Annotated in this window: 18 protein-coding genes and 1 pseudogene; 6 read left to right on the top strand and 13 right to left on the bottom strand. The window is 37.7% G+C overall.

Annotated features, from left to right (window positions below; all coding sequences use genetic code 11):
- Positions 1 to 655: 655 nt before the first annotated feature.
- The 3 genes from J2Z81_RS10325 to J2Z81_RS10315 all read right to left on the bottom strand — a co-directional run bounded on the left by J2Z81_RS10325 (position 656) and on the right by J2Z81_RS10315 (position 4,177).
- Positions 656 to 1,225, bottom strand: coding sequence for an REP-associated tyrosine transposase (locus J2Z81_RS10325; protein WP_226371291.1), 570 nt, complete (start codon positions 1,223 to 1,225; stop codon positions 656 to 658).
- Between the two features lie 294 nt (positions 1,226 to 1,519).
- Entirely contained in the window at positions 1,520 to 3,292 is a 1,773-nt protein-coding gene (locus tag J2Z81_RS10320) for a TcaA NTF2-like domain-containing protein (protein ID WP_226371290.1), read from the bottom strand.
- Between the two features lie 21 nt (positions 3,293 to 3,313).
- A complete protein-coding gene (locus J2Z81_RS10315; protein WP_226371289.1) occupies positions 3,314 to 4,177 on the bottom strand; it encodes a hypothetical protein in 864 nt (287 codons plus the stop codon).
- Between the two features lie 284 nt (positions 4,178 to 4,461).
- Between J2Z81_RS10315 and J2Z81_RS10310 the strand changes: the two genes are divergently transcribed.
- The 3 genes from J2Z81_RS10310 to J2Z81_RS10300 are packed head-to-tail and all read left to right on the top strand — an operon-like array spanning position 4,462 to position 7,014.
- On the top strand, positions 4,462 to 5,244 hold the full coding sequence (locus J2Z81_RS10310; RefSeq protein ID WP_226371288.1) for an ABC transporter ATP-binding protein: 783 nt from the start codon (positions 4,462 to 4,464) through the stop codon (positions 5,242 to 5,244).
- Positions 5,228 to 5,992, top strand: a complete 765-nt coding sequence (locus tag J2Z81_RS10305; RefSeq protein WP_029271109.1) for an ABC transporter permease — start codon at positions 5,228 to 5,230, stop codon at positions 5,990 to 5,992. The genes J2Z81_RS10310 and J2Z81_RS10305 overlap by 17 nt, the downstream gene beginning before the upstream one ends.
- A 35-nt stretch (positions 5,993 to 6,027) precedes the next feature.
- Positions 6,028 to 7,014 carry an ABC transporter substrate-binding protein gene (locus J2Z81_RS10300; RefSeq protein WP_029271107.1) on the top strand — a complete coding sequence of 329 codons (987 nt, stop codon included), beginning with the start codon at positions 6,028 to 6,030 and terminating at the stop codon, positions 7,012 to 7,014.
- A gap of 190 nt (positions 7,015 to 7,204) precedes the next feature.
- On the opposite strand, the gene J2Z81_RS10295 is transcribed toward J2Z81_RS10300, so the two are convergent.
- Entirely contained in the window at positions 7,205 to 8,146 is a 942-nt protein-coding gene (locus J2Z81_RS10295; protein WP_226371287.1) for an ROK family glucokinase, read from the bottom strand.
- Between the two features lie 256 nt (positions 8,147 to 8,402).
- On the opposite strand from J2Z81_RS10295, the gene J2Z81_RS10290 reads away from it, so the two are divergent.
- Positions 8,403 to 9,557 carry an MFS transporter gene (locus tag J2Z81_RS10290; RefSeq protein ID WP_226371292.1) on the top strand — a complete coding sequence of 385 codons (1,155 nt, stop codon included), beginning with the start codon at positions 8,403 to 8,405 and terminating at the stop codon, positions 9,555 to 9,557.
- Between the two features lie 154 nt (positions 9,558 to 9,711).
- Here J2Z81_RS10290 and J2Z81_RS10285 read toward each other — a convergent pair whose 3' ends face one another.
- The 6 genes from J2Z81_RS10285 to J2Z81_RS10260 all read right to left on the bottom strand — a co-directional run bounded on the left by J2Z81_RS10285 (position 9,712) and on the right by J2Z81_RS10260 (position 18,836).
- Positions 9,712 to 11,070: a hypothetical protein gene (locus J2Z81_RS10285; RefSeq protein WP_226371286.1), complete on the bottom strand. Its 1,359-nt coding sequence runs from the start codon at positions 11,068 to 11,070 to the stop codon at positions 9,712 to 9,714.
- Between the two features lie 20 nt (positions 11,071 to 11,090).
- Complete coding sequence (locus J2Z81_RS10280; protein ID WP_226371285.1) at positions 11,091 to 12,239, bottom strand: iron-containing alcohol dehydrogenase; 1,149 nt, start codon at positions 12,237 to 12,239, stop codon at positions 11,091 to 11,093.
- 161 nt (positions 12,240 to 12,400) lie between these two features.
- Positions 12,401 to 13,978 carry a sigma-54 interaction domain-containing protein gene (locus tag J2Z81_RS10275; protein WP_226981327.1) on the bottom strand — a complete coding sequence of 526 codons (1,578 nt, stop codon included), beginning with the start codon at positions 13,976 to 13,978 and terminating at the stop codon, positions 12,401 to 12,403.
- Between the two features lie 278 nt (positions 13,979 to 14,256).
- Positions 14,257 to 16,476 (bottom strand): MMPL family transporter, encoded by a 2,220-nt coding sequence (locus J2Z81_RS10270; RefSeq protein WP_038221298.1) that lies wholly within the window; start codon positions 16,474 to 16,476, stop codon positions 14,257 to 14,259.
- Between the two features lie 146 nt (positions 16,477 to 16,622).
- Entirely contained in the window at positions 16,623 to 17,249 is a 627-nt protein-coding gene (locus J2Z81_RS10265; RefSeq protein WP_029270990.1) for a YcnI family copper-binding membrane protein, read from the bottom strand.
- Between the two features lie 42 nt (positions 17,250 to 17,291).
- Complete coding sequence (locus tag J2Z81_RS10260; protein WP_226371283.1) at positions 17,292 to 18,836, bottom strand: copper resistance protein CopC; 1,545 nt, start codon at positions 18,834 to 18,836, stop codon at positions 17,292 to 17,294.
- 659 nt (positions 18,837 to 19,495) lie between these two features.
- Between J2Z81_RS10260 and J2Z81_RS10255 the strand changes: the two genes are divergently transcribed.
- Positions 19,496 to 20,425 carry a DMT family transporter gene (locus J2Z81_RS10255; protein WP_226371282.1) on the top strand — a complete coding sequence of 310 codons (930 nt, stop codon included), beginning with the start codon at positions 19,496 to 19,498 and terminating at the stop codon, positions 20,423 to 20,425.
- A 58-nt stretch (positions 20,426 to 20,483) separates the two neighbouring features.
- Here J2Z81_RS10255 and hutG read toward each other — a convergent pair whose 3' ends face one another.
- Positions 20,484 to 21,431 carry a formimidoylglutamase gene (gene hutG, locus J2Z81_RS10250; protein WP_226371281.1) on the bottom strand — a complete coding sequence of 316 codons (948 nt, stop codon included), beginning with the start codon at positions 21,429 to 21,431 and terminating at the stop codon, positions 20,484 to 20,486.
- Between the two features lie 296 nt (positions 21,432 to 21,727).
- Positions 21,728 to 21,904 (bottom strand): annotated as a pseudogene (locus tag J2Z81_RS10245) (IS110 family transposase); the annotation flags it as partial.
- Between the two features lie 538 nt (positions 21,905 to 22,442).
- On the opposite strand from J2Z81_RS10245, the gene J2Z81_RS10240 reads away from it, so the two are divergent.
- Positions 22,443 to 23,333: a LysR family transcriptional regulator gene (locus tag J2Z81_RS10240; RefSeq protein WP_226371280.1), complete on the top strand. Its 891-nt coding sequence runs from the start codon at positions 22,443 to 22,445 to the stop codon at positions 23,331 to 23,333.
- Between the two features lie 97 nt (positions 23,334 to 23,430).
- Here J2Z81_RS10240 and J2Z81_RS10235 read toward each other — a convergent pair whose 3' ends face one another.
- Entirely contained in the window at positions 23,431 to 24,771 is a 1,341-nt protein-coding gene (locus J2Z81_RS10235; protein WP_226371279.1) for an APC family permease, read from the bottom strand.
- Between the last annotated feature and the right edge of the window lie 30 nt (positions 24,772 to 24,801).

Genomic DNA, 24,801 nt, shown 5'->3' with positions numbered 1-24,801 from the left:
ACATGTTATAATAAAGAGTTTTGCATCCAACCCCCCATGATGATATACGAACATACATTCCCTATGATTTTAAACACAGGATTTGTGTGTTTTTATCACAAACGAATTTATACATGTTACAATAAAAGTTTTGAATCCAAACACCCACGAAGATACACGAACGTATATTCCCCATATTTTTAAACACAGGATTTGTGTGTTTTTATCACAAACGAATTTATACATGTTACAATAAAAGTTTTGCATCCACCCCCCCATGATGATATACGAACATACATTCCCTATGATTTTAAACAAAGGGTTTGTGTGTTTTCACCACAAACGAATTTATACATGTTACATTAAAAGTTTTGCATCCAACCCCCATGATGATATACGAACATACATTCCCTATGATTTTAAACACAGGATTTGTGTGTTTTCACCACAAACGAATTTATATATGTTATAATAAAATTTTTTCATCCAAACACCCATGAATATGCACGAACATATATTCCCATATTTTTTTAACACAGGATTTGTGTGTTTTAATCACAAACGAATTTATACATGTTATAATAAAATGTTTTGCATTCAGATTTATGTAACATTACAACACATACAAAAAACCCCAAATACTGAGCCATCATGCCCTATACTTGGGATTTTCTACTTAGGAAATTGTCGTTTCACTTTTCTTCTTTTTTTCTTTCACAAATCTTTGATATGCCTCTCTTTTTTCCAGTTTACTACCCGATAAACAATCAAACACCGCAGCCATGTTTAGATGTGGGTGGCTTGAAACGTGAACATAATAACGATAGCTGCTCCATTGATATAGTTCAGGACGTTTTACCATTCCAGCTTCGAGTGGATTTAAATGTATATATGCACTAACTTCTAACATATCTAGATTCGTATTAATAATTTTATCGTAAAAACGTTTCTCAAAAACATGCCCAGTTACTTTATTTTTCGTATTGTAATAGTCCGCATAACGTTTATTAAGCAAAGCCATAACTTTAGAAATAGGCTGCTTTTGGGAGCGCATCAGAAGATGGTAATGATTGGTCATCAAACAATATGAGGCAATTTCGAATGGGTTCTTTTTGTGGATCTGTCGAAGTATATGAAGGAAGATTTTAAAATCACTATCATCATGAAATAAAGCGTCGCGCCTGTTACCACGACTCACAATATGATAAAAGAAATCCGGAATCCAAACGCGTCTTTTTCTTGCCAATCCTATTCTTCCTCCTTTCCAGCTATTATCTTTATTCAAAAATAGTATAGGCTATTTACTTCTCCCAGTCGAATAGGAAAAATTGGATTTTCATCCTATATTCAACGATAAAATGTAATATTCTCTTGTACGAATTAAAAATAGCACCTGGAAGCGGAGATGAAAATTTACTTTTTGCCAATGATATAAAAAATATACAAAACATTTTTAAAAAAAGCCGGAAAGAGTGTACGTTTTATGTACATCTCTTCCGGCAAATATCATTCGACAAAATTCGGGAAGTGACAGGCACCATTATATCTCATTGGTTTCGATAAGTTCATGTACTTTGTATTCTCCGTCTACTTCTTTCAAGGTAACTTTTGTTCTATATGTTTTGTCTGTTGATGAATCTGGTTTGTCAATTGTGAAAGATTCTATTACGGTTACTTCGATTTGTCCGGAATCTAGTTCTTTCACCGTTTCCAGTTCCGTTCCGAGCCAGTCCTCTGTAATACCTTTGGAATCAAGATAATCAATATATTCCTTTGCCTCTTTCCATCTAGGACCATCCGCGGAGATATAATCCTTGACAAAATCGAAATCTCTATAATTAATCGCATCTACACTTGCTTGAGCATATTCATCCATAAACAAAGATATATCTTCTTTCATGCTTTTATTTTTCGCTTCTTTCATTGCTTCCTTACTTGGTCCATGCATTTTTTTGGAACCCTCTGCTGTATCGGTTACTGTAAAGCCTCCCCAGATATCTGCAGGTTCAACAGAAAGTATGGTCCATTTCTTTTTTTCTTGATCATAGGAAAGCTGCATCTGGAGCGTAGATACTTCTTCATATAAATCTGGTTCTTCATCTATTTCATGATACGTTTCATATACATACTGCGTAAGTAATTCAATCTTAGGTTGTTTAGAACTGTTATCAACTTGTACTGAATTCCGATCAATTTCTACTTGTTTAAACTCTCCAGAGTAATACAAGCCCTCCATTATTTCATCACTGACAAATTCCTTTACATCTTCTGTCACTGACTTCAGCGGCTTTGTACTTTGATTAGCAATCGATTCAACATAATGTTCTCCAAAGTTTTTCAAGGTTTCCTGCATTTTAACAAATTGCTTTTTGGAAAGTACATCAGCGTGCATTGTCATTTCATTTTCATTGATATCGATTGGTTCAGATACAACCTCTCCCCAAGGCATAGAAACTACAGTTTGTACTTTTTGTGATCCATCAAGTATAAATGGACCTATTTCTTTCGTATTTCCTTCTTTATCAATCGGGATCTTCTCATCTCCAAGTTGGATAGACGATTTAGCATGATCAATTTCATCATAATTGTCGATGTGAAAAACAACTTTTGACACATTGACGTCCATATCAAGATTCGTTTCATCACCACTATATTCCGAAAGTGTCAGCAAACCTTCTTTTTTCGTCTTACCATATTCCCCTTTAAATACCGCTTCTACGTCATATATACCGGGAATAAGTGGCCCGTACAAAACAACCTCTTTATTTCGCTCATATTCAGGAATTTCCTTCCCATTAAATGTAAATGATAAACCTTCAACAGGCTCTGAATACTTGGCAAACTGGTCAATCGCCTCTACTTTGTGTGCAGTGAATAAAACGAGAAACTTTCCGTGTGGTGCAACCGTAAATAAGCCCTCCACATCCGACTTTCCTTCCTCTTCTACGAGTTTCATAAGTGCCTTAGCTTCCTCTTTTGTCACATCTGATCCATTTTCATGTACCAAGAGCTTTTGCATTGTACGAACGTCTTTTTCCGAAATCGCCTTTGCAAATCGTTTTTCCACCGATTCTGGAGATTGATAGGACTGCGCCCATACACTGAAAGCGATTAACAATCCAATAATAGCTGATAAAGAAATATATATTATTTTCTTTTTCTTAGGTATCGGCTTGCGCTGTTTTTCTGCCTTTCTTTTTCCAGTTTGATTTTGTTGATCCGCATTTTTCTTTTGAATGGGCGTTCCACAATAGATACATACGTTATCACCAGAACGCAACTTCTTTCCACATTCCTGACAAAACTGATCCATCCGTACTCCCCCAATCTAACTTCAATAATAACCGATTTGATCTAGCATTCTACCAAAAGCTGAATCCATCATTACAAAAACAAAAATACCAAATACAATTGCTACAGATATGATATAGATCAAATAAGCATACAATGGCTCAAGATTTTTCGATTGACGTGTCAGTAAACTGCTTATTAAATACAAAGGAAATGACGTTAATACAAGTCCTAGCGTAAAAAGCAATAAATAACCACCTATGGTATTCGATTTAAGTAAAATAAGTAAAAAAGTGACACCTGTCAGCACAATTATTGGAACAAGATGTGTACCATAGATCCCTATCATTTCCTTCAATTGATAGGCTGTACCAAAGAGATGATTAATGATGTATAAAAGAATGACAACGATTCCCATGCTAATGATCATAAAAATAAATGCATAGACGAATACCGAAAATAAAGAAGGTCCACTATAATATGCATCAGTAAATAAGTCTCCATACCCCTCAAACGCTGCACGAGCGAAATTGCGCACGAGCAAATAAAATGACAATGCCATCAAGAACGCAACAATTGCCATACTAATTAAGCCATGTGTGAATGCTTCCCCCCTAGTGGAAAAAGCAATTGAAGGTTGTTTTAAATAATTTACGAAGTAGGACCCATACATTTTTGTTTTCTCTGTCACTGTATGGTTTAAAGCTTGCTGATGCGAATCCCCCTTTGTCTCTTCCTGAAAATTCTGTGTGCTAGTATTATCTACAGTTGCAGCCTGTTCTTCTTTTTTTAGCTCCCCTTCCTTTTCACTCAAATTTGTACCGTGAATTTCCTTTGATAGCGAAGTACCACATTGTCCGCAAAATTTCCCTTCCATCTGTTCAAATCCACATTTGATACACTTCATTAAGTCACCACCTCTATATATTATGTAGGCCAAAAGATTCATTTTGGATTTTATATCCAAAAATATTATAGCATAAAAAAACCGGTTTGATGGTTAATACAGGAAAAAGAGGTCCATTGACAATAAACGCTAGTATTTCGGTCCGACAAAATTTGGAAAGTGACAGGCACCCGGACATTTGGGCGATTGCCTATTGGAATTGTTCTAAAGACATGGTACAATACATCCAATTCATATAAAATTAATGGGAATAATGAGTTTTTATATTTTTGGAGGTGATGTGCTTGTATTTAAAGATCAATAATGTTTCTAAAACCTTCCATAATGAAAAAGATCAAGCCTTAACCGTGTTTCAAGATATTGATCTAGATATTAACGAAGGAGAATTTGTTTCGTTATTAGGACCTTCTGGCTGTGGCAAATCTACCCTTTTATCCATTATCGCGGGACTCGCTCAACCTTCAAGTGGATCTATTTTTCTGGAAAATGCCGAAGTCAAAGGACCTGGTCCAGATAAAAGTATGGTTTTCCAGGAGGCAGCTTTATTTCCATGGCTGACAGTTTCAGAGAATATAAGATTTCCTCTACGCAAATCATTAAACAAAAAGGATCAGCAGGATGTTGCAGCTGACTATTTACAAATGGTTCATCTTAGTAACTTTGCTAATCATTATCCTCATGAACTATCTGGCGGCATGCAACAGCGTGTTTCCATAGCAAGGGCATTAGCAATGGATGCGAAATTATTATTAATGGATGAACCGTTCGGAGCACTAGATGAGCAAACGAGAACGGTATTACAAGATGAGCTGGAGAAAATATGGCTTTCTGCGAAAAAAACGATTATTTTTGTAACACATAGCATTAGAGAATCGATTAAACTAGCAGATCGCATCATTATTATGGGAGCAAGACCGGGAACGATCATTTCAGATATCAAGGTTGATCTGCCTCGTCCCCGTTTGCAAAAAGATATGGCCGATTTGGAAGAAGAATTACTCATCATTTTAAAGGGTGAAATTCAAAAGGTAATGAAAGAGGAGTTGCGATATGGCGGTAGCAGGTAAACGAATAGTCTTTTTTACAACCCTTGTTTTGCTTTGGCAAGGTATCGTATTACTTGGAATTTGGCCGGAGTCTATGATTCCAAGTCCACTTTCAGTTGCAAATGAAATATACGCTGGCTTCAAGGATATGACACTGATTTGGGATATCGTTGCAAGCTTCCGCCACTTACTCATTGGATTTGCTTTCTCCTTAATTATTGGAACATTGCTTGGTGTAATGCTTGCAAAAGTAAAAGCACTTGATGAAACGTTAGGATCTATGATTCTAGCACTGCAAAGTGTACCCAGCATTGTTTGGGTTCCCCTGGCTATCATCTGGTTTGGCTTTGGTGAGGCATCTATTATTTTCGTCGTAATCATAGGCGGAACCTTTGTAATGACGATGAATATGCGAATTGGGATTAAAAATGTCCCTCCTCTCTATTTAAATGCTGCTCGTACAATGGGATCAAAAGGACTTGATTTATTTTTGAAAGTAGTTGTTCCAGCAGCAATCCCACATGCTGTTACTGGTGTCAAGCTTTCCTGGGCATTTAGTTGGAGAGCATTAATGGCTGCAGAATTGTTAAGTTCTGGACCAGGACTTGGCTATACACTGGCCTATGCTTCAGATTTTAATAATATGAGTCTAGTAATTGGAATTATCATTATCATCGGAACAATTGGCGCGATTGTTGATCAAGTTATTTTCCAGAGGATTGAAAACAATGTTTTAAAGCGATGGGGGCTTGACGAGCGCAATCCTTAAAAAAACAGATTTTTTATATAGAAAGGGGTTAAACTGTGAAAAAATTAGTTGTAGTTTTATTCATCGGGATGGGTTTGATACTCCCTGGATGCGGGAGTGACTCCGAAGCATCTGGTGATGGAGAAAAGGTCGTGATCGGTTATTTTCCTAATTTGAATCATGCGCCCGCAATGGTAGCTAAGGAAAAACAGTTATATGAAAAACAATTAGGAGACGATGTTAAAGTGGAATACAAAACATTTTCTGACGGCTCCTCGTTTATGACTGCTTTAGCGACGGATGAAATCCATGCTGGTCTAGTCGGTCCAGGCCCTGCGATGAATCATTATATTTCCGGGTTTGAAGTAAAAGCGATTGCAGGTGCTTCTACTGGGGGAACAGTTATTGTCTCCCGTAAAGATAGCGGAGTTGAAGCTGTTGAAGATATTCATGACGTGACATTTATTTCACCAAGAGTTGGATGTACCCATGACGTACAGTTTGAAACGTATATGAAAGAAAAAGGTGTTACCTCTGATCGGATTGGCGGATCCCTGAAACATGTCACAGGCAAGCCTGCACAATATACATCCATGTTTGAAAGCGGCTCTGTGGATGTAGCAACAGCTCCCGAACCATGGGCATCTGTCTTAGAAGCAGAGCAAGATGCCAACGTATTAATTGAATCCGACGAAATCTCTTTCGGTGACAAACTGCCTGCAGCTGTGTTTGTTACGTCCGACAACATGACTGAAAATCATCCCAAACTTGTTCAAAAACTGGCAAATGCACATAAAGAATCAATCGAAATGATCAATGATGACCAACAAGAAGCAATCGATTTAACCATAAACGGCATCGATGAAGTGACCGGTCAAAAACTTGATCGTGACGTCATGAAAAATGCGTTCAAACGCACCCATTTCGATTATGATATCGATCAGGAAACCATTCAAGCCTTCGGAGACTCTTCCTACGACCTCCAATTCCTGAAAGAACAACCAGACTTCACGAACTTCGTAGATGAAAGTTTCATAAAGTAAAGTAGGGGTGCCTGTCACTCCCCGAATATTGTTGTTTTTTGTCGAATAATTGAATATCCACCCGAAAAAATAAGGAGGCACATGTAGTTTTCATCACGATCATGTGCCTCCTTATTTTTTCATGAAGAGAAATATTATTCGACAAAAACCGACAAGTGACAGGCACCTAGGCACCTCTCTGGCCCCCCTCTTACAATGTGCAGGCGCCGATGATGCCTGCGTCGTTTCCGAGTGTTGCAATTGTTATTTCGCATACTTCGCTGATTCTGCCTAAAGCGTGTTTGTGAAATGCGTGTGCTACAGGTTCAAGCAATGCATCTCCCGCTTTTGACATGCCACCGCCTATAATAATTTTTGACGGATTAATGATCACAGATACGTCAGCGAGAGCTACTCCAAGCATATCTGTTGTCCGGGTAACAATTTCTCCACATATTGTGTCACCTTGACTAGCAAATTTGAAAATTTCTTTAGACGTTATTATTCCGTTCTCTTTATAATAAGCTGCTAAACTACTTTTAGGATGTTCTTCCATTTTATCCATCGCCTGGCGTACGACCCCTGTCGCAGATGCAATAGTTTCCAGACAGCCCTTGCGCCCGCAGTTGCATAGATAACCACCAGGCTCTACTGTCAAATGGCCAATCTCTCCCGCTGTACCGTTTCTGCCGTTAAGAATCTTTCCGTTTGCAATAATTCCGCTTCCAACTCCTGTTCCAAGTGTAACAAATATAAGATCCTTCGCCTGATTACCGCTTCCTTTCCAGTTCTCTCCTAAAGCGGCCATATTTGCATCATTTTCTACATAAACAGGCACATTGGCTAGCTCCTTTAGTCGTTTCGCAAGTTCAAAGTTTTTCCAGCCCATATTTGTCGTTTCATAGACCATACCCGTTTCCTTCTCAATAAATCCAGGAGCACCGGTACCGATCTTTACAATTTCCTTCTTATCCATTTCCAGGGAAACTAATTGCTCCGTAATGGATTGCCAAATTTCATCCACTATATAGATACCATTATTACTTTTGTTCGTAGGAATTTCCCATTTATGAATAATATTGCCATCTCGTTGTAAAAAACCAATTTTTATCGATGTTCCACCTATATCTAGGCCAATGATCACTTCTTCCATGACTCCATCTCCCTATCATCTGTATACATGATAAACCCTAGTTATGTAAAGTTATAAGATGATTTCTTCTATATCCTCATTCCAGTTTACTTGATAATAATTTAAAAGCAATTTGCAAGTTTTATTCTTCAAATCTTCCGGCATTTGGAATGTGAGAATGGAGCGTAGTATGACCCGAATTTTTCTTGCAAAGACTTCCATTTCATATTATGATGAAATGATGCACTTAGTTTTTTTAGATAGAAGGGAAATTCGTATGGATAAACGTGTTTATTTATTAACCATTGTTTCGTTTGTTGTTGGGATGGTTGAATTAATTATCGGAGGTATATTGGATTTAATTGCCGAAGATTTAGACGTCAGCCTTGGAAAAGTGGGTCTTCTGATTACTATATTTTCCCTTACTTTTGCCATCGCTGCACCTATTTTATTGTACGTAACCTCTCAAGTCGAGAGAAAAAAGTTAATGCTGATCACGCTGATTGTTTTCTTTTTTGGTAATTTACTAGCGGTATTCAGCCCAACATATTATGTATTATTCGCATCACGTATCTTTTTAGCTATGAGCGGCTCATTGCTTGTTGTATTGTGCATTACGCTTGCTTCAAATATTGTAGAACCAGCATACCGTGGCAGAGCGATCGGAATTGTAGTAATGGGTGTAAGTGGCTCACTTGTACTAGGTGTTCCAATTGGACTTATGCTCGGGAATGCATTTGGATGGCGTGCACCTTTTGCTTTCATTGCCATTTTAACGGCGCTTTCGTTCACAGGTATCTATTTTTTCATGGGCAAAGTTAATCCAAGGCCAACGGTTTCACTTGGAGAGCAGATGGCCACCCTTAAAAACCGAAAAGTATTTTTTGCCCAGTTTACTACTTTTTTATTTTTGGCAGGACATATGACGCTTTACGGATACTTAACGCCATTTTTAAAATCAACTATGGGACTAGATGGCAGCTGGATTAGTATCATTTATTTAATTTTTGGCGTTGCAGCAGTAACTGGAGGGGGAATCGGCGGGACATTATCGGACCGATTCGGATCAAAGAAAATTGTTTTATCCGTGATTGCTATTTTCGGTTTAGCCCTTTTCACACTTCCACATGTTACATTTGCGCTTCCAATATTTTTGGTGATTCTGGTACTATGGGGTATGTCCAACTGGGCCATTACACCTGCTATGCAAAGTTATCTGATTGAGGTGTCACCTGAAACAGCGGATATCCAGCAAAGCTTAAATAACTCAGCACTTCACTTAGGTATTGCATTTGGTTCTTATATCGGAAGCATCATCATTGAACGAACTTCCGTAGAGCATAATGCAACTACTGGAACGGTTATGGTCGTGTTAGCTCTCGCAACCGCATTCATCTCCATGGCGGGACAAAGAAGTAGAGAAATGGCATAAAAATAAGTTTGGGTATCACTGAATTTTTCTAGAAGTAAGAAAAAAAACGAAACTGCCTTTGTTCTAAATAGTTACAAGACAAAGGCAGTTTTATTTTGGGTAAAGTAGTATATTTATATCCGACAAAGCTGAGAGCGGATTGACCCTTTTTCATTTAATCCTTCAAAAAGATTTCTTCATCCTCTCCCTTAAAGAAATCTTTACCATAAATCACTAGGCATAAAATTATTCCTGCTGCAAAAGCCCATGTTGCACCTTTGGTTGCTAGAATAGCCCCTATTATTCCCGCGATACCTAAATCTCTATAACTTTTTGACTCAAGCACACCGATTCTCACGCTTACAAACCCTTGAATTAATAAAGTAGATGCAAGAGCTATTCCGAGAATTGGTTCTACTAAACTAACAATTGGTAATAACAATAAATCTGTATTCGTCCCCCATCTGAAAGAGCCGGATCCGCTAAATATAGAATGCATTGCCTTCTTGCCTTCTTTAAATCTTTCAATAATAATTACTTGCATTGCTGCCCATAATGGACCTGCCATCGTAACATCTGGACCTATAATACTCATTACTGTATTTCTGCCACCAAAAATCATATGTGCACGATTAGGATTATAATCAATTTTTTCATCTGGTCTGGCCTCATCTGCTTCATCTAATAATGCTTTACTTTGCAATATGTCACCAAATAAAACAATATAGGTAGCAAGTACAGTAGGGAGACCTGTTAAGATCATCATAAAAGGAGGAAAGCCCAATCCAAATATCGTGTATTCATTCCAAAGTGTTATAAAATCTGGCTTACTGAATCCCCATTCTATATTAGGCCAAGGTGCCTCTCCTACAATCGGGGCAATAATAATAGCTATAACAAAAACCGGAAGAATACCTAATTTCCCTATTATCCCTAAGAAAGGATTCTTCCGCTTTATCCTATTAAAATGTTTGGAATAAATAAAATAAAATGCTACTGCCATTGCAATTGTAATTGTCCACGGAAAGGATTCAAATCTTCCCCCAACCTCAAAAATAGATATTACTGCTGCTAACCCCGCACCGAGAATAACACCCGATTTAATTGCTGAAGGCACTAGAGAAACTACCTTTCCAGCTAAACCGGTTACCCCTAATAATATTGACAAAACACCCAGTGTCAGCTGGAAAGATATAAGCGCATGGACTCTTTCCACTCCTTCAGGGAATTGTGAAGCATAAAGCATAATTAATGGAATAGCCGGAGTAATCCATCCCGGAACTACTGGGTCCCCTAACAAATGGTGTGTTAAATATAAAATACCATTTAGAAGAACCACTGCCAAAGCAACTTCAAAAGGCATCCCTAGTATCTCTATCATTAACGGTATGGCTGATAAATCTACCGCACACATTAATAACCCTTGTGTATAATCTGCCCATTCAAACTTATAATGAACAAATGGAAGTCTTAATTTAAAAGGCCCCATTGGTATATATGGGGATTCTTCCCCATGTTTTCTATCTTTCCACATCTTTTTTACCCCTTTGATTTTTAATAAGCTAATTGATAAATCTTCTTTATTTCCTCTTCTGTAAATTTACGAGGATTATTTTTTAATAATCTTTTAACTTGAAAAGCATCCTTAGCTAAATCATCAATATCTGATTTAGGTATATCAAAATATTTTAATCCAGATGGAATATTAACCATATTACATATATTTTCCATTGCATGTACTGCCTTATCCGCAGCTGCATAATCAGATAATCCCTCTACGTTTTCTCCCATAGCTATAGCAATATCCCTAAATTTTTCCAGACTACTTATTTTATTCCACTTCATAACAAATGGAAGCAATAATGCATTACTTATACCATGTGCGATATGATATCTTCCACCTAACGGATAAGCCATCGCATGAACCGCACCTACGCCTGCATTCCCAAAAGCCATTCCTGCGATCAGGCTCGCAGTAGCCATTTGTTCTCTAGCATCTAGATTATTCGGATTAGCATAAGCTTTTGGTAAATTTTTACTGATCATTCTAATCGCTTGTAATGCTAAACCATCAGTAATAGGAAAGGCATTTACAGAAATATATGCCTCAATCGCATGCACTAAAGCATCTATACCACTTGCCGCTGTTACAGACGGAGGCATAGTTACGGACATCTCAGGTGCTACAATAGCAACATCTGGTAATATATAGTCACTGACAACACCTTTTTTTATTTGGTTTTCCTGGTCTGATAATATTGAGATATTAGTAACTTCAGAACCTGTTCCGGCAGTTGTCGGAATAGCGATAATCCTTGGACCTTTCTTATTTACAATATCGGTACCAACAAGTGATTTTAATGGTTGCTTCATTATACTGTATCCCGATACTGCTTTTGCAATATCGATTGCGCTTCCTCCCCCAATCGCAATTAAACCATCATGCTTTCCTTGTTCAAACTGCTTCATACACGCTTCCACAACTTCAAATTCTGGCTCAGGTTTAACACCATTGAAAACACCATAATTAAGTTCGTTTAAAGTTTCAGTTACTTTCTTAACCGTACCAACCTCTATTAAAATTTCATCTGTAATAATTAATGGATTTGCAAGCTTTAAAGTTTCCAATTCTTTGGATAGTGCTAAAATTGCCCCCTTTCCCGTAATTAGTTTATTGGCAATTTTAAATGTAGAATAATTCATATCAATTTTCCTCCTTTTTTGTTATTCTCAGCTATGCAATTTACGTGCCAAAAATAAATTCCCAAAAAACTCGTTACTATCAGTTATTTGGGAGCTAAAAATAACCTAAATAAAAAAATCGATTATATTATCAATCAGAAAAAACACGACTGATTATATTATTAATCAGTCGTGTTCCATTTCTTCATTTTTTGTACAACTGTTGATTGGCTTACTCCGAGCACTTCTGCAACTTTTCTTGTAGTCTTATGTTTTCTTAACGTTTCTTTAATAATTTGCTTTTCAACAATTTCTAATCTTTCTTTTAAAGTTTTCGGTTTATTAGAATTGGTTTTAATAATATTTGCATTTATTCTTGACGGTAAATCACATAAATTAATTTCATTTCCATCTGTTGTTACGACTAAATTCTCAATTACATTTCGAAGCTCTCGTATGTTTCCAGGCCATTCGTATTCAAACAAAGCATCAAGTACTTCTAATGAAAAATGTTTGTTTTCTTCATATAAATGATTATATTCCTTAAGAAAAGCTTTACATAGTGAAATAATATCTTCTTTTCTATGTTTTAAGTCTGGAACATCTACTTCTACAATATTTAAACGAAAATATAGATCTTCTCTAAATTCCCCAAAATCAACCAACTTTTTAAGATTTTTATTTGAAGCAGCTATAATCCTAACATCTATTTTTTTAAATGTTGTAGAACCTATCGGAAAAAAAGTTTGATTTTCTATTACTGTTAAAAGTTTAGCCTGTAACTCAAGCGATAAATCAGAAACCTCATCTAAAAACAAGGTTCCTTTATGTGCTAATTCAAGTAAACCCTTTTTCCCTTTGGACTGAGCACCTGTAAAAGCACCTGGAACATATCCAAATAATTCTGACTCAATTAAATTTGGTGGTAAGGATGCACAATTAATTTCAAGGAAGTTTTCTGTTGCCCTTTTTGATTGTAAGTGCACATATTTTGCTAAATATGTTTTTCCCACCCCGGTTCTCCCGTTAAAAAGAATTTTGGCATTTGTCGTTGCGACTTTTTTAAGAAGCTTTAATATTTTTTGCATATCTTTATTCTTGCTAATTTGATTATTAAAAGTATATTCCCCTTTGTTTCTATCAATATTTAAGTTATTATCCAATAATTGATTATTATCATTTTTAAATTTTAATAACTCAGTTATGTCTCGTACACTATTTATAACATATTGTATTTTTCCAGTTTTATCAAAAATGGGTACGCCAGAAACGATGATATTTTTTCCGTTTTTTATGGTTTGCATAAGTGTTACTTGTTCATTTCTTTTTAGTACATGTAACGAAGCAGATTCATCTATTACACCTTCATCTATTAAATCTCCCATATATCTGCCAATCACTACATCGCCACTTAAACCAGTGATCCTCTCATATGCTGAATTAACTTTTATTGTTTGTCCATCACCATCTGTTATATATACACCATCATAAATTGAATTTATTATGATAGAGAAAATTTTAGATTGAAGTAGATTTTTAACTTCTTGAGACTTGTGTTCATCTAATTTAAACACCTTTTTATTAAATAACTCATTTAATAGTTCGTGCAACTGCTCTTTTTCAACTCTAATATTTGTGCCATTATATGAGAGAACAGCTGGTCCACTTTTGTCTAAATCACCCATATCTATATAAGCATTATTTTCCTTGCCTATTATTTTAATAATGTGAAGCAAGGCATCCTTTAAATATATGTCCATGTCCACTTGTAGTCTCCTTTTCTTCAATAGATAAAAATTAACTTAACTTAATCATACATCATTTTAATATAACATCTTAACATTTTTCCCTTTATGCAAAATTCCAAAAACCGAAAACAAAAGTATAATAATACGAATAAACAAAATACTTTTGACAAAAAAATTGTAACCAAAGAAAATAAGACGTGTTTCTAGCACAGATGCTAAACAAGAATCATTGGTAATTTTAACAAAAACTGCTCGTTCCTTATTGGGAGACAAGCAGCTTTTTTATCAAATCATGATATTTTATTCGACAAATTTCGGGAAGTGCCAGGCACCTGAAAGTTTGTCAGAGTTAAAATGGATGGGAGGAAGAATCCTCTAATTAAGAAGGTATCTAGGATAATTCCCATTGCCATGATGAATCCGAATAGAAATAGTTCTTGCAAGGGCTGTGTCATCAAGACAGAAAAGGTCGCTGCAAGAATTAAACCAGCTGAGGAAATAACACCGCCTGTTAAGGCTACTCCCTCACTCACAGCCTCTTTCCATGGCATGTGGCGCGCTTTTTCCTTGATCCTAGAGACAAGCATAATATTATAATCAATCCCTAGCGCTACCATGAATACGAATGTATATACTGGCAGCCGATAACTGATCGCGTCATAACCAAAGAGATGTTCAAAGATCCACCAGCCAAACCCTAAGGTTGCTACGTAAGATAATAAAATGGTACCCATCATGAGCACAGGCATTAAAATAGATTTCGTCTGGAAGCCAAGTACAATTGTCAATAAAACAACAACAAATGAGAATAGGAAAATCATATCTCGCTGATTCATTTGTTTCACATCTAATTGTTCCGCTGTCTGTCCTGCAAAATGCAGATCATAGTCCTCCGCTGACAGTCCGCTGTTATTGATAAACGCTCCTGCCTCATCTCGGAGATTTTCCACCGTGTTGAGTGCATCTGTTTCATATGGATTTCCTTCTAATGTGATTTGTAATTTAATCGACTTTTCACTTTCCGCTAAAAAGTCTCTTGGCAGATCCGCGTTTCCTTCCACCACATCTTCCGTAATTTCCGGAGATATTGAATTGACTCCATCTTGACTGTTTATTTTGTCCTCTAAATTCTTAATACTTTCTAAAAAGGCTTGATCTGTTTCCATTTTTTGATCTGAATGTAATATGACTGTGACAGGTGCTAATTGCCCTGCCGGATAATTTTCTTCCAGTATCTCAAAACCTTGGCGTGAAGAAATGTCTTCAGGAAATGACTTTAATAGATTAAAAGAAAATTTCATTGACATGACATTAAAAACGCCGATAAGCATCACAATGAGGAGTGTACCTGCGATGATTGCTGGATGCTTTTTCACAAGTTTACCTACACTGGTCCAGAATCTTTTTTTCGGCTTGTGTTCCTTATCCACCTTAGGAATAAAAGGCCAAAAAGCTTTGCGTCCCATGAGCGCGAATAGTGCCGGAATCAGTGTTAATCCAGCGATAAAGATAAAAATTACTGCAATGGAAAATACAGGCGCAAAGTGATGATAAGGTTCAAATACGGTAACAAATAATGTCAACATCGCTAAAAAGATGGTACCGCCACTAAACACAATTGGTTCCGCAACATGGTGTATTGCTTCCCCCATTGCACTGTATTTCGATTCATCGTTTCTTAGTTCCTCTTTATACCTGGAGAACACAAATAAGCTATAATCTGTCAAAACTGCAAATAATAGGACAAGCATAATTGACACTGCCGAACTATCAACAGCAAACCAGTTATTTTCACCTGCTAGACCTAATACTCGATCAACCACTCCATAAACCATCCCTGCTATGATTAAGGGGGTGATGGCAAGTAACGGAGAGCGGTAAATAAGAAGAAGTAAAATAAAAATTAAGGCAACCGTTGATAAAATTAATACGACGTCTGCATCCTGAAATAACGCAATTGTATCAGCAGTTATTCCGGCTGGCCCGGTGATTTCCAGCTGCATGCCTTCTTCCATACCGAGTTCATCCACTTTATCCCTCAGCAGCGTGAGTGCTTCATTCGATTGATCTGAATCAATCCCATCTTCCATTGCTACATTAAATAACAATGTTGTTCCATCTTCCGAAAACATCTGGTCTTGAACTTCTTTTGGAAACTCATGATAAGGAAGCGCGCTTGCTACATGTTCCGGTTTTTCATCGGAAGATAGCCATTTACTAAATGCTGTAATTTTTTCTCGGTCCTGATCAGTTATTTTATTTTCTCGATTAAATACGAGCAGTGCCGTTAGGCCATCATCTGTTGGGAATTCCTTATCCATTATTTCTTGGGCTGTTTCTGAAGGTCTATCTCCCGCTGTACTTCCTTCCGAACTGTTTTGTTCATAATCTTTAGAAGAAGGGAGAAAAATACTTAAAATTAAAACAACCGCAAGCCAGGCTACAACTGTAACCTTTGCTCCTTTTGAACTGCTCGTATATTTTACAAGTTTTCGAAACAGTTTAAGCAATAAAATCAACTCCTAACTATCAATCTGAAGATAGTATAGGAGTTGAACATGAACAGAAGATGAACAGTCTATTACATATTAAAATGAAGGGACAACTGTTTCATTTTCATTCGACAAAATTCGGGGAGTGACAGGCACCCATCCCTTTATGCGCGTTTGCGGAACAGGCTGATGATGGATAGCAATAATGCTGCTCCAGCTAGTACAAGAGGAAGCCAGTCAGTATTTCCATTCTCACCGCTGTTGTCTGACTCGTTTTGTGCTGCATGACCTGATTCGGCTATTGGATTATCATCGTGATGTGCTGTTTCATCCCCTTCTACCACTTCTGTGACGGAAGCCGGTTCTTCAGATTCAGGCTCTCCGGTCCATTCTACTACAGAATCGTCATCATATGTTTGGAATGCCTTCCAACTAAATTCGCCAGGTTTTCCCGGATTTGCTCCTATAAAGGAAAATTCCGCAAATTCATTTGGACCAATTCCACCATCTTTCGCAGTCCATGTAACAGAAGTGATCGTATCATTATCATTTTTTAAAAATTTATACTTCCAGTCCGGATTAGGCAATACAGAAACTACATGAATGCCTTCAGGAACTTCCAATTCCACCTTGGTCGTATTCGCGTCTTTTTCTACAGGAATACGCACCGAATATTTTTCATATGCATTTGTTGAACTTTCGCTTGGATGTACTGTTACATGCGCTTCTGCTATTGGTGCTGCTACAAACAACAAAACGACCGCTACCATTAAAACAATCCATTTTTTCATTTTAAAAAACCTCCAGTAATCTTCATCATTTTTTTCAAATGCTCACGACCCAGTTCCTTCACCGACAACAAATACTTCGGCAGTCCATTCTTTTTTCTCACCTCCAGGATATGCAACATGGATAACGAGACACCAGGTTCCGGACATCGAAAACGAAAGTTCTGCCTGATAATTACCGGAATCCCCTTCCTCAGTAGTTATCGGACCGGACTGCATCCCCTGATCTGACGTAGAAATAGTTACTTTCACTTCCTCTGGACTTTCTCCATTTATGTCAGGAACGTTCAGATTCATTTGCTGATCTCCCACTTTCAATTGATTAATATATACTTCCACTTTTGCTTGACCAGACACAAGTGTATCATTGTAGCTTTTAGCCGAAATAGGGTAAGCCGTCTGACTCATCCACACCCCTATTAAAATAATAATGAGGCCTGTGATCCATTCCGCGCGAATAAACCGGAATGTCGTGAATGTACCACGTTTTTTCCATTTTCGTGTCTGATAGAGTGCCAGACTAAGCATAAGAATCGTTAAAACAATCTTGCTGAGCAATAATGCGCTCCAGGTCATCCAATCGGTGATTACCGTAAGCCATTCTGTCTGCAAAAATACCATCAAAACTCCAGACACAACGACCAATCCAGTTGCAGCCATCATTTTATATACAAAAAATGGTCTGAATTCCTTCCAATCTACCTTGGTGTTTTGCTTTCTCTGCCAAATTAGAAGAAAAATAACGTAGCATAGTGCACCTAGCCATAGAGCAATCGACAGTTGGTGAATGACTCTTAAAACCAGGGCAAGTGTTGTGTTTTCCATCCCCCACACATGACCCCCAAAAGCTGGGACAGCTGCAAGTGCAAACCACATAAACAGATACCACCCACGCACCATACCAGGGATAAATAGAAAAATGAGGAAAACAAGCTGCGCAGCAACCATCAACATAAATGGAAACTGAAGCAAGATGTCCCATCTTCCATGAAAGACCGTTTGCATTAATCCTGATGGAAGTGAAATGGTATACGTTATTATTTCAGCCAATGTTCCAAGGATTATAAGCGCACCTCCGAAGCGTCTGCCACTTCCAAAAATGATATCTATACTTGGGAATTTTTTTCGCTCAGCTAACCAAGCGAACCAAAAAAGGCCGGCACCTAGGAGTAATAAGCCTTCTGCAACAGTACGGGCAACAATCAGCGGACCAGTATGGTGATCATCACCACTGTTGATTGATTTCGCTCCGCCCTCCGTTACCTCGCCTGCAGCAAAAGAATAAGAGCCTTGTATCGGATGCCCATCTAATGAAACAACATTCCACTGAACCGTGTACGTTCCCTCCTTTAATTCAGGAAGCGAAAATTCAAGAAGCGGGGTTCTGTCCGATCCACCTTCATCCGGATTACCTGTAAAGACCGGCTTAGCATTCCAATCATAAATGGTAACAGTTGCCAAATCCTTCTCAATCGGTTCATTAAAGCGTAGTTTCAGTTTAGAAGGAATCTCTTCTGAAACTACCTTTTCAGCTGGATCTGTTTCGAGTAAAGATGCATGAGCATCCACGTTTTGCGTCTGCATGATCATGAATAAAAGCCCGAAAAAAACCACTAACAGGGAAATAAGAAAAAAATTCCTTTTACGGTGATTCATTATTTTTATCTGTATGGAAAATCTCTCCTTTCTCAACGTTAATAAAACTGACTGGATAGCAATGTATCTCGCTAAAACGGGCTATTAGTCTCCAATTTCATCCATGTCTGTAAGTTTTCTTCTCCATATGTAATGAAAGCTTCCATTCTACCGACTTTTCAGTTTTTGCAAAAACCTCCTTTGTAAACAATGCCAATTGGATGTTTTTTTATAACATTTACAAACATTCTATAACATCAATATACGTTATAATGAATGATTTATCTATGAAAATTATGTGAACCTTTCCTGTGATTTATAGAAAAGAAACGAAATAAGCTATTAAACTCCTGTGTACTTAGTCAATTTCGTTATTGATTCTCCTGTTATCTTATGTTAAAGTTTATCAGTCATTCCAGTTTAAGAATTTTATCCCCCCTCCTTTCAAAAGGAAATAAACCATATCCCAATTCGACAAAATTCGGGGAGTGACAGGCACCCACACTGTAGACACGCGCCTCGGAAATAAGCTATTATTGTTATATTGTTACTTTTTTGTTTTGATTCTTCCGCTTTTTAAAGGGTTACCAATCATGCATGAGGAGGGATTGAATATGAATAAAAAAGCTCTTTTACTGGCGTCTTTTACTATCATTGTTTGGGGTTCTTCGTTTGCGTCCATCCGAGCAAGTTTACTAGGGGGCTATTCAGCGGGGCATCTCGTCTTAACCCGTTTTCTTATAGCTTCGCTTGTTTTTATTCTATATGCGTTATGGCCGGGGACGAAATTCCAATTGCCTAGAAAAGAGGATATATGGAAGATCGCATTACTAGGCTGGATAGGAATTAGTGTATATCAATTAGGGGTTACTTTTGGGGAAGTTACTGTTTCAGCAGGTACAGCAAGTATGTTCATTGCTTCGGCTCCGATCTTTACGGCGATCATTGCTGTGATTGCCTTAAAAGAGCGTTTGAAGGCAATCGGATGGATTGGACTCGGAATGGGATTTATCGGTATTTTTCTTATTACGCTGGGAACTGCTGGATCGACCTTTACGATTTCAAAAGGGGCTATTTTACTCCTTATTGCTGCATTTGCTACATCTGTGTTTTTCGTTTTTCAAAAACCACTCTTTAAGCGATATAAACCAATTGAGCTTACAGCATATTTCACGTGGGCTGGAACAATCCCATTTTTCATATTCTTCCCGGGACTTCTCGAGGAAATTCAGGGAGCTACACTGGAAGCAAATCTTTCAGCCATTTATGTAGGTGTTTTTCCTGCAGCAATCGCCTATGCAACATGGGCAACTGCACTGTCGATGGCAAACGCGAGTGCTGTTACAAGCATGATGTACACAGAACCGGTATTTGCGATCATTATTGCCTTTGTTTGGCTGCAAGAACTGCCAAGCCTTCTTTCCGTTATAGGCGGAATCATTGCCATCTCCAGTGTCATCATGGTCAATATGGTACAAGGCATGTCACAAAAAAGAACCAAAATAAATAGAACACAACACCTGAAGAAACGAAAGACGATATAAAAGAGGGACACCCCACCGCACTGATTCTTTAAATCAGCGGGGGCTGTCCCTATTACAATCATTTTCTGTTAAATTTTTTCATCACTTCTGCAACGAGTAATGCTGCTAATGTAGCTGTTTTATTATTTTCATCAACAGCCGGATTCACCTCAGCAATATCAAAACTGGTAATATTCTCTTTAGAAACAATGTACCGAAGCAGTTTTCTCACTGTTTTAGGCTCTAATCCAAAAGGCGATGGTGCGCTAACACCTGGTGCTTCAGAAGAAACAATCGAATCTGTACATAAGGTCAACATGATAAAATCATATTTTTCGGCAAAAGCATCAATGGCTTTAAATGTATCCCTGAACTGATTTTCCTCGATCGATTCTTCGCGGATATAGATGCACCCGTATGCATCTGCAGTCTCAAATAATGATTTTGTGTTACCGAAATCCTGGATTCCAAGGCATAAATAACCAGCATTTTCATCTTGTTCTAAAATTTGTCTGAACATGGTTCCGGATGAGGGTGTTTGATCATGGCGCATATCGAAGTGCGCATCGATGTTAATAATGCCAAGCGTTGCGTCACCTCCAAGGTATTCCCTGACACCCAAATAATGACCGTATAATGTTTCATGGCCACCGCCGAGAATGATCGGTGTGCCGGAATTTTGAAGTAATGCAGTAACCGCACCCCCCAGCTCTTCCTGGGCTTTTTCCATTTCGGAACCTTCGCACGCAATATTTCCTACATCAACCGTATTTACTTCACCAATATGGTACGGCAGTTTTGCCAGTGCTTTTTTAATTTCGTTTGGACCTTTTGCTGCGCCGATCCTACCTTTATTTCGTCTTACCCCTTCATCACATTCAAATCCAATGAAGTAAAAAGCGTTTTCATTTTCAGCCAGCTCTTTTAAACTTTTTACTGCAACTGTCTGATGGAACCGAAAGCTATTTTTCTCTTCTGTACTATCAATTCTTCCGCTCCAAATATCTTTGATTGGTAATTTATACATCCATCTCACTCCAAAGCACATTTCACATTTTAGGAACTCATCTCTATCTTTCTATTTTACTTAATATTATATATAATTACTAATATCCGTTTTTTATATTTTTATAGTTTGAAACTATAAATAGGACCTATCCCCTATAAAGACCTGCGGTGATATGTCAAAAAAATATTAATTAAATATTTGATTATCAAGGTTCAATTTGTTTAAAAAAAGCAACACAAACTAGAACCAGTAATTAATTGTAATTTACTGGAAATTAAATAAAGGGATTTGGAAGCTAATGATGCTTCATCTATTTACGCTCCTTTCGGCGTGTAAATTTGGTTGTTGCGTAGTAGCGCATCAACCAAACGCACAAATTTTCTTGCGGTTAGGGCGAGGGCTCTTTTATGCTGATGTTTCGGTACTTCCTGATACTTTTTCGCGTAATAATCTTTGTATTCGGGTATATGCCTTCTTACCGAGTTGGCGGCTTAGAATCATTGGAACTCGAATCTTGGACGCTCCGGGATATCCCTAGTGTGAACGTCGATCGGCAGCCTCGTCTATAAGTACTATCCTTGGTTCAAAAGCCGCCCTGGAGCTACTAACATCCAGGTTTGATGCACAAGGTGCACAGCCTGCGTGTAGGAAGATCAGCACGTACACTGGGAAACAGTCTTATCTAATGCGGTTATGACCGCAAGGAGTGACAGAATTATCCCAAATGATCCTAAGACCATTATCTAGGAACATCACGCAGCGTCCAAGTTTTTGGCATAGCACTCAGCAGACTATTCATGCACAAACTGATTTACCTGGAACAGATGGCGGCGACTCCTGCGGAAATAGCGTGAGTCTTGAGACCCCGCAGGAAGTGGGTTTCTTCCGAGGAGGCTCAAGCCATGCCCGCGGAAAGCGTCCGCCAGTAGTGAAGGTAACGTAGTTATCAACAATGAGATTTTTGTGAATTTGTATGAGTTAATAGGCTGAAAAGAAAAGCCTAAATATACTATACGAGGAGCTTAAGATATGGAATTTAACCAGCTTAGGTATTTCACAACACTTGTCGAAGAAGGAGCATACACAAAGGCAGCCAAAAGATTGCATATAGCACAGCCTTCGTTAAGTGCCGCTGTGAAAAAACTGGAAAATGCAGTTGGGTTTTCATTACTAAACAGAACAACAAGGCATTTGCGTTTAACGAAAGAAGGGGATATTTTATATCAAGAGGCTACAAGACTCGTCCATCACTTTGACCATGTAAAACAAGAAATGATTCGTCTCAAAAAAGAAGGACCATCGGAACTGACAATAGGTATCATTGAGTCGTCCATGTTCTGGACGCCAACGATTTTAAAGCAATTTAAAGAAGAATATAAAAATGTTCGTATTCAATTAACAGAAATTTTAAGTTTACAGGATGTCGTAGCCGCCCTTAAAAATTATAACATTCACCTAGCGATTACTAATCAATACATGAATAGCAATGAAATGAATGCCTTTCCCATCTACGAAGAGCAATTAGTTGTTCTTTTGCCGCCAGATCATCCTTTGCAATATGAGGAAACACTTCAGATGGATGCATTAAAAGATGAGGAACTAATCATTTGTAAAGAAGGGTTGCAGTCTCGAACGGATATCCTTACCGCCTACTGTAAAGCTGGTATTAAACCGAATATACAATATGAAGTAGAGCGATTTGAAACTGCTTGTAATATGGTAGAAGAAAATTTGGGAATTACCATTCTTCCGGAAAATTATGTGAAGCAATATAAAAATGCCACGTATCACATCAAAGAAATTTACGATGCCGATCTTCGGCGAACCGTATATGTAGCAGTAATGAAAGATCGCTACCTGCCACCACTGGTAAAGCACTTTATTGCATTGATACGGAATTATTTTGGAGCGGTTTATTGAAGGGGACATTTTTGAGGACTGATCCTCACGTTGGATGATACAGTCCCGACCACTTTAGCACATTGACGTGGTGGGACTGTCCCCTACATATCGCTTCCTACATAGCCTCGTCTTTATCCATTCCTGGTAGTTGCTGTTTTAATCCTTTTGTTAAGAATAGTAGATATAAAACACCAAGTCCGAACCAAATGCTACCCAGAACCTTTGATGGAGTATCAAGGTTAAAAAGTAACCACATCGTTAATGCACTTCCAATTAAAGGAATCAAAAAATAAAGGATAATTCCTTTAAACGAACGCTGTTTCTTTTTGCCAAAATATAAAACAATAACGGAGATATTGACAAAAGTAAACGCGATCAATGCTCCAAAATTAATAAAAGATGCTACCAAAGTTAAACTTAAAAACAATGCTGATAATGATAGAAAGCCAATTAGTAAAATATTATTCACTGGTGCTTTTGTTTTTTTACTCAACTTCCCAAAAAACGTTCTTGGTAGCTGTCCGTCTCTCCCCATTGCATATAATACACGCGAAGCACTTGCCTGCGCAGCGGAGGCAGAGCCAAAAACAACAAATGCCGTTACAGCTAAAAAGCCTGCTTCTAATGCATTGCCACCAACTAGTGCCATTATTTCATAAGATGCAGAATCCGGATCCTTAAATTGCATATAGTTTGGCCAAACATTATGCGCTAGATAGGATACGATTGTAAAAATGATACCGCCAATGACGGTCACTAAAATAATAGCTCGCGGTATATTTTTTTTAGGATTCTTTACTTCTTCTGAAAAGGTCGAAACAGCGTCAAACCCAAGAAAAGAAAAACAGAGTAATGCTGCTCCAGCAACTACATATTCAAACGATTCATTTGGATTGAAAAAAGGTTCTATATTTAGAAGCATTCCCGTACCTGTACCTTGAACAATGGATCGTATAGATAACATACAAAATACAGTCAGAAACAATAAGGATACACCAACGACAAGTAAATTAGCACTAGCACCCACTTTAATCCCTCGAACATTAACATACGTAACGATCACGATTAAGGCGAATATCCACACTTGCATAGGCACTTCCGGAAATGCTGCTGAAAAAAATACACCGAATAATAAAAAGTTAACCATTGGTATAAAGAGATAATCCATTAATATAGCCCATCCGATTAAAAATCCAACCTGGGGTCCAATAACTTTTTGCGTATACGTATAGGCAGAACCTGAAATTGGAAACTCTTTGGCCATTTGGCCATAGCTATAAGCAGTAAACATCATTACAACTAAAGCTAAAATATAAGAACCTGCAACCATTCCATGTGAAATTTGAGAAGCAACACCATAGGTACTAAATACTGTTGTTAGAGCCATGAATGCAAAACCATAAGCTATAACAGAAAGTAAAGAGAGTGATCTTGATAATTTAATATTTTCGTTCACTTTATCTCCCCCTTGTCCTGTGTTTAAATC

The sequence above is a fragment of the Virgibacillus alimentarius genome, assembly GCF_017874635.1.
Taxonomy (GTDB): Bacteria; Bacillota; Bacilli; order Bacillales; family Amphibacillaceae; genus Virgibacillus_B; species Virgibacillus_B alimentarius.
This window is presented reverse-complemented; position numbering and strand designations above follow the sequence as displayed.

Coding starts and splice junctions, on each gene's coding strand:
- J2Z81_RS10255 (WP_226371282.1), top strand. CDS start 19,496: ATGAATAAAAAAGCTCTTTTACTGGCGTCTTTTACTATCATTGTTTGG.
- J2Z81_RS10305 (WP_029271109.1), top strand. CDS start 5,228: ATGGCGGTAGCAGGTAAACGAATAGTCTTTTTTACAACCCTTGTTTTG.
- J2Z81_RS10320 (WP_226371290.1), bottom strand. CDS start 3,292: ATGGATCAGTTTTGTCAGGAATGTGGAAAGAAGTTGCGTTCTGGTGAT.
- J2Z81_RS10315 (WP_226371289.1), bottom strand. CDS start 4,177: ATGAAGTGTATCAAATGTGGATTTGAACAGATGGAAGGGAAATTTTGC.
- J2Z81_RS10285 (WP_226371286.1), bottom strand. CDS start 11,070: ATGTGGAAAGATAGAAAACATGGGGAAGAATCCCCATATATACCAATG.
- J2Z81_RS10280 (WP_226371285.1), bottom strand. CDS start 12,239: ATGAATTATTCTACATTTAAAATTGCCAATAAACTAATTACGGGAAAG.
- J2Z81_RS10275 (WP_226981327.1), bottom strand. CDS start 13,978: ATGGACATATATTTAAAGGATGCCTTGCTTCACATTATTAAAATAATA.
- J2Z81_RS10295 (WP_226371287.1), bottom strand. CDS start 8,146: ATGGAAGAAGTGATCATTGGCCTAGATATAGGTGGAACATCGATAAAA.
- J2Z81_RS10260 (WP_226371283.1), bottom strand. CDS start 18,836: ATGATCATGCAGACGCAAAACGTGGATGCTCATGCATCTTTACTCGAA.
- J2Z81_RS10265 (WP_029270990.1), bottom strand. CDS start 17,249: ATGAAAAAATGGATTGTTTTAATGGTAGCGGTCGTTTTGTTGTTTGTA.
- J2Z81_RS10240 (WP_226371280.1), top strand. CDS start 22,443: ATGGAATTTAACCAGCTTAGGTATTTCACAACACTTGTCGAAGAAGGA.
- J2Z81_RS10290 (WP_226371292.1), top strand. CDS start 8,403: ATGGATAAACGTGTTTATTTATTAACCATTGTTTCGTTTGTTGTTGGG.
- hutG (WP_226371281.1), bottom strand. CDS start 21,431: ATGTATAAATTACCAATCAAAGATATTTGGAGCGGAAGAATTGATAGT.